Source organism: Halomonas sp. BM-2019, from assembly GCF_017584085.1.
In genome coordinates, this window is record NZ_CP071922.1 from 840,122 (window position 1) to 846,364 (window position 6,243).

7 protein-coding genes are annotated in these 6,243 nt (G+C 69.2%); 5 read left to right on the forward strand and 2 right to left on the reverse strand.

Annotated features, from left to right (window positions below; genetic code table 11):
* Positions 1 to 528: TetR-like C-terminal domain-containing protein (locus J5F18_RS04310; protein WP_346301092.1), on the forward strand; the 528-nt coding region annotated here is incomplete at its 5' end.
* A gap of 47 nt (positions 529 to 575) precedes the next feature.
* Positions 576 to 1,241, forward strand: coding sequence for a 1-acyl-sn-glycerol-3-phosphate acyltransferase (locus J5F18_RS04315; RefSeq protein ID WP_346302174.1), 666 nt, complete (start codon positions 576 to 578; stop codon positions 1,239 to 1,241).
* 18 nt (positions 1,242 to 1,259) lie between these two features.
* Here the strand turns inward: J5F18_RS04315 and J5F18_RS04320 are convergent, their stop codons facing one another.
* Both J5F18_RS04320 and ccsA read right to left on the reverse strand, forming a co-directional pair.
* Positions 1,260 to 2,531 carry an HlyC/CorC family transporter gene (locus tag J5F18_RS04320; protein WP_346301093.1) on the reverse strand — a complete coding sequence of 424 codons (1,272 nt, stop codon included), beginning with the start codon at positions 2,529 to 2,531 and terminating at the stop codon, positions 1,260 to 1,262.
* A 75-nt stretch (positions 2,532 to 2,606) separates the two neighbouring features.
* Positions 2,607 to 3,404, reverse strand: coding sequence for a cytochrome c biogenesis protein CcsA (ccsA, locus tag J5F18_RS04325; protein ID WP_346301094.1), 798 nt, complete (start codon positions 3,402 to 3,404; stop codon positions 2,607 to 2,609).
* A 181-nt stretch (positions 3,405 to 3,585) separates the two neighbouring features.
* On the opposite strand from ccsA, the gene ffh reads away from it, so the two are divergent.
* From ffh to rimM, 3 genes are all read left to right on the forward strand, one after another.
* A complete protein-coding gene (gene ffh, locus J5F18_RS04330) occupies positions 3,586 to 4,998 on the forward strand; it encodes a signal recognition particle protein (protein ID WP_346301095.1) in 1,413 nt (470 codons plus the stop codon).
* 228 nt (positions 4,999 to 5,226) lie between these two features.
* Complete coding sequence (rpsP, locus tag J5F18_RS04335) at positions 5,227 to 5,475, forward strand: 30S ribosomal protein S16 (RefSeq protein ID WP_346301096.1); 249 nt, start codon at positions 5,227 to 5,229, stop codon at positions 5,473 to 5,475.
* A gap of 39 nt (positions 5,476 to 5,514) precedes the next feature.
* The gene (rimM, locus tag J5F18_RS04340; protein ID WP_346301097.1) at positions 5,515 to 6,066 is read left to right on the forward strand and encodes a ribosome maturation factor RimM; all 552 of its coding nucleotides are present in this window, start codon (positions 5,515 to 5,517) and stop codon (positions 6,064 to 6,066) included.
* The last annotated feature ends 177 nt before the right edge of the window (positions 6,067 to 6,243 follow it).

Sequence of the window (6,243 nt, forward strand, 5' to 3'; positions counted from 1 at the left end):
ACCCTCTCGCTGCGTGCCCTGGCCCGGGAGGTGGGCTGCGCCCCCAGCACCCTGCTCAAGCTCTACGGCAGCTTCAACAACCTGCTGCAGCACGTCAACATCGAGACCCTCTTTCGGCTGCGCAGGGTGATCGAGCCGCTGATGTCCGGCGGCGCACCGGAGGTGCGCCTGCACTCCCTGGCGCGCGCCTACTGGCAGTTCGCCCAGCGCGAGGCCTTCCGCTGGCAGCTGCTGTTCGACTACCCCCTGGCCCAGGAGGGCGAGCTGGACCGGCGCCAGAGCGACATGATCGAGGCGCTCTTCCTGCGCGTGGAGGCGATTCTCAAGGAGTACCAGCCGGCGCTGGATGACCCGGAGGCGCGCCGCCTGGGGCGGACCCTGTGGGGTAGCGTCCACGGTCTGGTGCTGCTCGGGCTCAACGAGCGCCTGGGCTACTGGCAGGGCCAGCAGCTGGAAGTGGGGGAGCTGCTCGACCAGCTGCTGCGCACCATCCTGGCCGGGCTCAAGGCGAGGTCCGCCACGACGTGACTGCGCTGGCCTGGGGCGTGCTGGCGGGGCTGGTGCTGGCGTGGCGGGTGGTGCGCCGCCCGCGGCCGGCGGTGCGCTGGCTGATCTACCTGATCGTGCGCCTCATCTACCGGCTGCGTCTGCGGGGCCTGGCGCATATCCCCGCCTGCGGCGCGGCCCTGGTGGTGTGCAACCATGTCAGCTTCATGGACGCCCTGGTGATCGGCGGCGCCAGCCGGCGGCCGCTGCGCTTCCTGATGGACAAGCCGATCTACGATTCGCCCTGGCTCAACTGGTTGTTCCGGCTGGTGGGGGCCATTCCGGTGGAGTCCGAGCGCCACGATCCGGGCAACGTGCGCCGCGCCCTGCAGGAGGTGAGTCGCGCCCTGGGCGAGGGCGAGGTGGTGATGCTCTTCCCTGAGGGCCGGCTGACGCCGGACGGCGAGATCCACGCCTTCCGCCGCGGCCTGGAGCTGATCCTCGCCCGGGACCCGGTGCCGGTGATCCCGGCGGGGCTCTCCGGCCTGTGGGGTTCCTGGACCTCCCACTGCCACGGCCCGGCCCTGAGCGGCCGGCCGCGGCGCTTTCGCGCCCGGGTGGCGCTGCACTTCGGCGAGCCACTCTCCCCGGGTCGGGCGACGCGGCGGGTGCTGGAGGAGCGGGTCCGGGCGCTCAAGGCCGAGGCCGACCAGTGGACCCAGCCCGCGGGGGTGGGGGCGCTGGAGCGGCGCTGAGCCCGCCGGCGGGGCGCCTCAGCGGCGGCGCGGTGCCGGCCAGCAGCGCGCCGCGGTGATCAGGTTGTCGCGCACCTCGAGGATCTCCATGCGCACGCTGCCCACCTGCAGGCAGGCGGGGCCGTCGGGGAAGGCCTCCAGGTGCTCGAGGATCAGGCCGTTGAGGGTCTTGGGGCCGTCGGTGGGCAGCTGCCAGCTCAGCGCCTTGTTGATGTCGCGGATCGTGGCGGTGCCGTCGATCAGGTAGCTGCCGTCCTCCTGGCGGTGGATCTCCTGCTCCATGCCGGCCACGTCGGTGGTGAACTCGCCGACGATCTCCTCGAGGATGTCCTCCAGGGTCACCAGCCCCTCTACATCGCCGTACTCGTCCACCACGATGCCGATACGCCGCTTCTGCTTCTGGAAATTGAGCAGCTGGGTGTGCAGCGGCGTCGATTCGGGGATGAAGTAGGGCTCCCGGGCCTCCTGGACGATGGCCGCCTTGGTCACCTCGCCGCGGGAGAGGAAGCGCGCCGCGTTGCGCAGGTGCAGCATGCCGATGATGTTGTTGATGTCGCCCTTGTAGACCGGCACCCGGGTGTGCTGGCTGGTGCGGATCAGGGTGAGGATCGCCTCGAGGTCGTCGTCCAGGTCGATGCCGATGACCTCGTGGCGCGGCACCATGATGTCGTTCACGGTGACGTTCTCGAGGTCGAGGATCGACAGCAGCATCGCCTGGTGGCGCTGGGGAATCAGGGTGCCGGCCTCGTGGACCACGGTGCGCAGCTCGTCGCGGGTCAGGTGGTCGCCGCCGCCCTCGATGCTCTTTACCCCGAGCAGCCGCAGCAGGGCATTGGAGATGGCGTTGACCAGCCAGACCAGCGGGTAGAGCAGCCTGAGCAGCGGCTCCAGCACCACCGAGGCGGGATAGGCGATGCGCTCGGGCTTTACCGCGGCATAGGTCTTGGGGGTGACCTCGGCGAAGATCAGGATGACGATGGTCAGCAGCAGCGGCGCCACGGCGGGGCCGGTGACCTCGCCGAAGAAGTGGATGGCCAGCACCGTGGCGATGGCGGCGGCCAGGTTGTTGACGAAGTTGTTGCCGATGAGGATCACGCCGATCAGGCGGTCGGGGCGGGCGAGCAGGCGCGCGACGCGCTGGGCGCGGCGCTCTCCGCTGTTGGCCTGATGGCTCAGCCGGTAGCGGTTGATCGACATCATGCCGGTCTCGGAGCTGGAGAAGAAGGCGGAGAGGCAGATGAGCAGGAACAGCAGGCCGAACAGCAATCCCAGCGGGAAGTCGTCGCTCAAGTCGAAGGGTCCTCGGTCGCGTGTCAGGCCGATTTGACGGGACGGCCCGGGCGAGTGTCAAGGCGGGGCGGGCGCTCAGCGGCCCAGCACCACCTCCAGCACGAACTTGCTGCCGAAGTAGGCGAGCAGCAGCACCGCGTAGCCGCCCAGGGTCCAGCGCACCGCGCGCATGCCGCGCCAGCCCAGCCGGTGGTGGCTGAACAGCAGCACCGAGAAGATCACCCAGGCCGCCAGTGACAGGATCGTCTTGTGGGCCAGGTGCTGGGCAAACATGCTGTCGAGGAACAGGAAGCCGCTGAGGATCGACAGGGTGAGCAGGGCGATGCCGCCCCAGATCAGCTCGAAGAGCACGCGCTCCATGGTGGTCAGCGGCGGCAGCGCCTGGACCAGGCCGCGGATGTGGTGCTGGCGCAGCGCCCGGTTCTGCAGGCCCAGCAGCACCGCCTGCACCGCGGCGATGGCCAGCACGGCGAAGGCCAGCAGCGAGCTCAGGGCGTGCAGCGCGATCCCCGGCGTCAGCCCCCCGGCCCGCTCGGGGCTGGGCAGGCCGGTGGCCAGCAGCAGGGCCAGGCCGGCCAGGGGCAGCACGCCCACGGCGACATTGAGCACCGGCTTGAACAGGCTGACCACCAGCAGCACCAGCACCACCGCGCCGCTGATCAGGATCAGGCTGGTGGATAGGCCGGGCAGTACCGGCTCGTCATGGCCGAACAGGCCGACGGCCAGCGGCAGGTGGCTGAGCAGACCCAGCACGGTCAGGCCACGCACCAGCAGCGGCTGGGGAGACGCCCGGTGCATCAGCACCAGGCCCTGCCAGGAGGCAGCGGCGAGATAGAGGATAAAGGCCAGGATGGCCAGGGAGAGCGCCTGCATCGATTGCGTTCCGTGCGCCTGAGGGTGGATTGCGTGCGGCTACTATACCCAATCCCCTTGGACAGGCACAGATCATCCGCCGGCTTGCGACACCCTGTCGCTGCGGTGGGGCGCATGGAGACTGACGGCCACAGCGCGTATAATCGCAGCCACTTTGGGGCCGTCGTCACTGGAGAGGCCAATGTTCCAGAATCTCAGCGAGCGCTTGTCGCACACGCTCAAGTCGATCAAGGGTCAGGCCCGCCTGACCGAGGACAACATCAAGGAGACGCTGCGCGAGGTGCGCCGGGCGCTGCTGGAGGCCGATGTCGCCCTGCCGGTGGTCAAGGACTTCATCGAGCGGGTGCGCGAGCGGGCGGTGGGTCAGGAGGTCTCCAAGAGCCTCTCGCCGGGGCAGCAGTTCGTCAAGATCGTCCAGCAGGAGCTCGAGGCGACCATGGGCGAGGCCAACGAGGGGCTCTCCCTCAAGGGCTCGCCGGCGGTGGTGCTGATGGCCGGCCTGCAGGGCGCGGGCAAGACCACCTCGGTGGCCAAGCTGGCGCGCTACCTGAAGGAGCGCGAGAAGAAGAAGGTGCTGGTGGTCTCCGCGGACGTCTATCGCCCGGCGGCCATCGACCAGCTCGAGACCCTGGCGAAAGAGGTCGGCGTCGACTTCTTCCCGTCGCGCAGCGACCAGCAGCCCGTCGCCATCGCCGAGGCGGCGATCAAGCACGCCCGGATCCAGTTCCACGACGTGCTGCTGGTGGATACCGCCGGCCGCCTGGCCATCGACGAGGCGATGATGGCGGAGATCCAGGCGCTGCATAAGGCCGTCTCGCCCCAGGAGACCCTGTTCGTCGTCGACGCCATGACCGGCCAGGATGCCGCCAACACCGCGAAGGCCTTCCACGAGGCGCTGCCGCTGAGCGGGGTGATCCTCACCAAGGCCGACGGCGACGCCCGCGGCGGCGCGGCGCTCTCGGTGCGCCACATCACCGGCAAGCCGATCAAGTTCATGGGCGTGGGCGAGAAGGTCGATGCCCTGGAGCCCTTCCACCCGGACCGCGTCGCCTCGCGGATCCTCGGCATGGGTGACATGCTGTCGCTGATCGAGGAGGCCGAGCGCACCGTCGACAAGAAGAAGGCGGAGCGGCTGGCCAAGAAGGTCAAGAAAGGCGAGGGCTTCGACCTCGAGGACTTCCGCGACCAGCTCCAGCAGCTCAAGAAGATGGGGGGTATGGGTGGCCTGCTCGGCAAGCTGCCGGGCATGGGCCAGATGGCCGAGCTGGCCCAGGGGCCGGGGCCCGAGAAGGAGCTGGGCAAGCTCGAGGCGCTGATCAACTCCATGACCCCCCAGGAGCGCCGCCGGCCCGAGATCATCAACGGCTCGCGCAAGCGGCGCATCGCCGCCGGGGCCGGCTTGCAGGTGCCCGACCTCAACCGCCTGCTCAAGCAGCACAAGCAGATGCAGAAGATGATGAAGAAGGCGGGCAAGAAGGGCGGCATGCAGAAGATGATGCGCGGCATGTCCGGCATGATGGGCGGCGGTGGCCCCGGTGGCCCTGGCGGCATGGGGGGAATGGGCGGCGGCCCCGGCGGCTTCCCCTGGCGGTAGCCGGCGCGCGAGGCCTGCCCCGGGTCGGCCTGGCGCTGCCCCGGGGCAGGCCCCGAAAAAGGTTCCCAAGCGGGGCTGTTTTCCGTAGAATGCTGCGTCTTCACTGGCAGGACCGCGACGCGTCGCGGCCGCCGCCATGACCGAATGCCCGAAGCGTGGCCCGTTGGCTGTCAACGGCAGCCGCTTCCCGAGCAGTACAACCCAATCCGCAACGAAGGACAGACTACGATGGTTACCATTCGTCTGGCACGTGGTGGCGCCAAGAAGCGTCCCTTTTACCACCTGACCGTGACCGATTCACGCAACTCCCGCGACGGCCGCTTCATCGAGCGTCTGGGCTTCTTCAACCCGATCGCCCGCGGTCAGGAAGAGCGCCTGCGCGTCGATCTCGATCGCGTCGCCCACTGGGAAGGCCAGGGCGCCCAGCTCTCCGACCGCGTCGCCGAGCTGGTCAAGGAAGCCCGCAAGCAGGCCTGAGCCTGACTCGCGGTGTCGCCGGTGATCACGAGGTTGTCGATGAGCGAACAGGGAGCCGTGCAGTCCGCTGACGATCACGTGGTGCTGGGCAAGCTGACCAGCCCCTACGGCGTCAAGGGCTGGCTCAAGGTGTATTCGTACACCGGCCCCATGGAGGGCATCCTCGACTACCCCGAATGGGTGCTGCGCCGCGGTGATCGCCTCGAGCGCCGGCGCCTGCTGCAGGGGCGTCGCCATGGCAAGGGTCTGGTGGCGCGCCTCGAGGGGTGCGAATCCCGCGAGGCGGCCGAGGCGCTGGCCGGCGTCGAGATCCTGCTGCCCAAGGCGGAGCTGCCTGCCCTGGAGGCGGGCGAGCTCTACTGGCATCAGCTCGAGGGGCTGCGCGTGGTGACCCGCGAGGGCGCCGTGCTGGGGCGTATCGACTCGCTCTTCGAGACCGGCGCCAACGACGTCATGGTCGTGAAGGGCGCGCTCGAGGAGGGCGCCCTCGACGCGCGGGAGCGGTTGCTCCCCTACCTGCCCGGCGAGGTGATCCTAGAGGTGGATCTCGAGGGCGGTGTCATCACCGTCGACTGGGATCCCGAGTTCTGATGGGGGCGAGCTGATGTGGATCGGCGTCGTCTCGCTGTTCCCGGAGATGTTCGAGGCGATCACTCGCCACGGCGTTACCGGTCGGGCGGTGGAGAAGGGGCGGATCGCGCTGGAGTTCTGGAACCCGCGCGACTACGCCACCGATCGGCATCGCACCGTGGACGATCGCCCCTACGG